The sequence below is a fragment of the Streptomyces sp. NPDC054840 genome, assembly GCF_053611065.1.
The window spans coordinates 1-1782 of the sequence record NZ_JBSGZP010001027.1; the positions used below are offsets into that span (position 1 = coordinate 1).

General features: G+C 69.2%; 1 protein-coding gene. It reads left to right on the top strand.

Features of this window, described 5'->3' with window-relative positions; all coding sequences use genetic code 11:
* The first annotated feature begins 313 nt into the window (after positions 1 to 313).
* The gene (locus tag ACWGIU_RS37140) at positions 314 to 1714 is read left to right on the top strand and encodes a nucleobase:cation symporter-2 family protein (RefSeq protein ID WP_453712473.1); all 1401 of its coding nucleotides are present in this window, start codon (positions 314 to 316) and stop codon (positions 1712 to 1714) included.
* Positions 1715 to 1782 lie beyond the last annotated feature (68 nt).

Consider the following 1782-nt stretch of genomic DNA (forward strand, 5'->3'; position numbering starts at 1 on the left):
GTGGGCAGCCGTTCCCGGGTAGCGCCTGAGGAAATCCGAAGGCGCCCCGGGGCGGTGACTCGTGCGATCCGACCCGCGGCGCGCGTATCGCGCCCTCGCCGCGGCACCTCCAGCTCACGATCCGGTCCGGCTCGCGCCGGGGGTCCTGAGCCGCACCACAGCGCGGAACCGATGATCGGGCGACTCGATTCCGCACCCCTTGGGACAAGCATGCGCACCACCACAACCGCATACAGGCTCGACTCGCACCGCTTTCGCACCACCTCCAAGACACCACGTCCCTGCCGGCGTGTTCAACCGAACGGAGGAAGCCGTGGCCCAGGCGCCCAGGTTTCGTAAAGACGCAGTCGCAGTACCGGGGATACCGGAGGAGAAGCATCCGGTCGATGAGTCCCTGCCTCCGCTGAAAATGTTCACGAGCGGTCTGCAGCACGTGGCCGCCATGTACGCGGGTGTCGTGGCCCCGCCGATGATCGTCGGCCCGGCCGTCGGACTCTCCGCCACCGAGACCGCCTTCCTGATGGGCGCCTCGCTCTTCACGGCAGGCCTCGCCACCCTCCTCCAGACCCTCGGCTTCTGGAAGATCGGCGCCAAACTCCCCTTCGTCAACGGCGTTTCCTTCGCCGGTGTGACCCCGATGATCGCGATCGGCAAGGGGGAGGGGGAGAACGCCCTCCCCATCATCTTCGGCGCGATCATCGTGGCCGGGGTCGTCGGCTTCTTCGCCGCCCCCTACTTCGGCAAGCTCGTCCGCTTCTTCCCGCCGGTCGTGACGGGTACGGTCATCACCCTCATCGGCGTCTCGCTCCTGCCCGTCGCCTTCAACTGGTCCCAGGGCGGGAACGGCACCGCCACCGACTACGGCTCCATGCGCAACATCGGCATGGCCGCCGTGACCCTGGTGATCGTCCTGCTGATGCGCAAGTTCCTGCGCGGCTTCCTCCAGCAGATATCCATCCTGCTCGGCCTGGTCGCCGGCACCCTCATCGCCCTCCCGCTCGGCATGACCAGCTTCGACGCCGTCAAGAACGCCTCGGTGGTCGGCTTCCCGACCCCCTTCCACTTCGGCGCCCCGCAGTTCCAGGTAGCGGCCGTCATCTCGATGTGCATCGTCATGCTGGTCTGCATGACCGAGTCCACCGCCGACATCCTGGCGCTGGGCAAGATCGTCGGCCGTCCGGCGGACGCGAAGACGATCGAGGGCGGCCTGCGCGCCGACACCCTCGGCAGCGCGATCAGCCCGCTGTTCAACGGGTTCATGTGCAGCGCCTTCGCCCAGAACATCGGCCTGGTCGCCATGACCAAGGTGCGCAGCCGCTTCGTCGTCGCCGCAGGCGGCGGGATCCTGATCCTGCTGGGCCTGTGCCCGATGGCGGCCTCCGTCATCGGCGTGGTCCCGCTGCCGGTGCTCGGCGGCGCCGGCATCGTCCTCTTCGGCTCGGTCGCGGCCAGCGGAATCCAGACCCTGGCCGGGGCGGCCATGGAGAAGGGCGAGAACGCCCTGATCGTCGCCGCCTCCGTGGGCATCGGCCTGATCCCGATCGCCGCGCCGGAGTTCTACCACGCCTTCCCGAAGGACCTGCTGGTCGTCCTCGACTCGGGCATCAGCACCGGGTGCGTGGTGGCCATCCTGTTGAATCTGGCCTTCAACCACCTCGGCGCCAGGAACGGCGCGGCCTCGGGGGCCGCGGCGGACCCGGTAGCGGTGCACTGAAGCCCGGCCCGTTGCCCGGTCCGCCCGGCACCTTGCCCGGTCCGCCCGGGCATCCGGTCCGTCCGGGC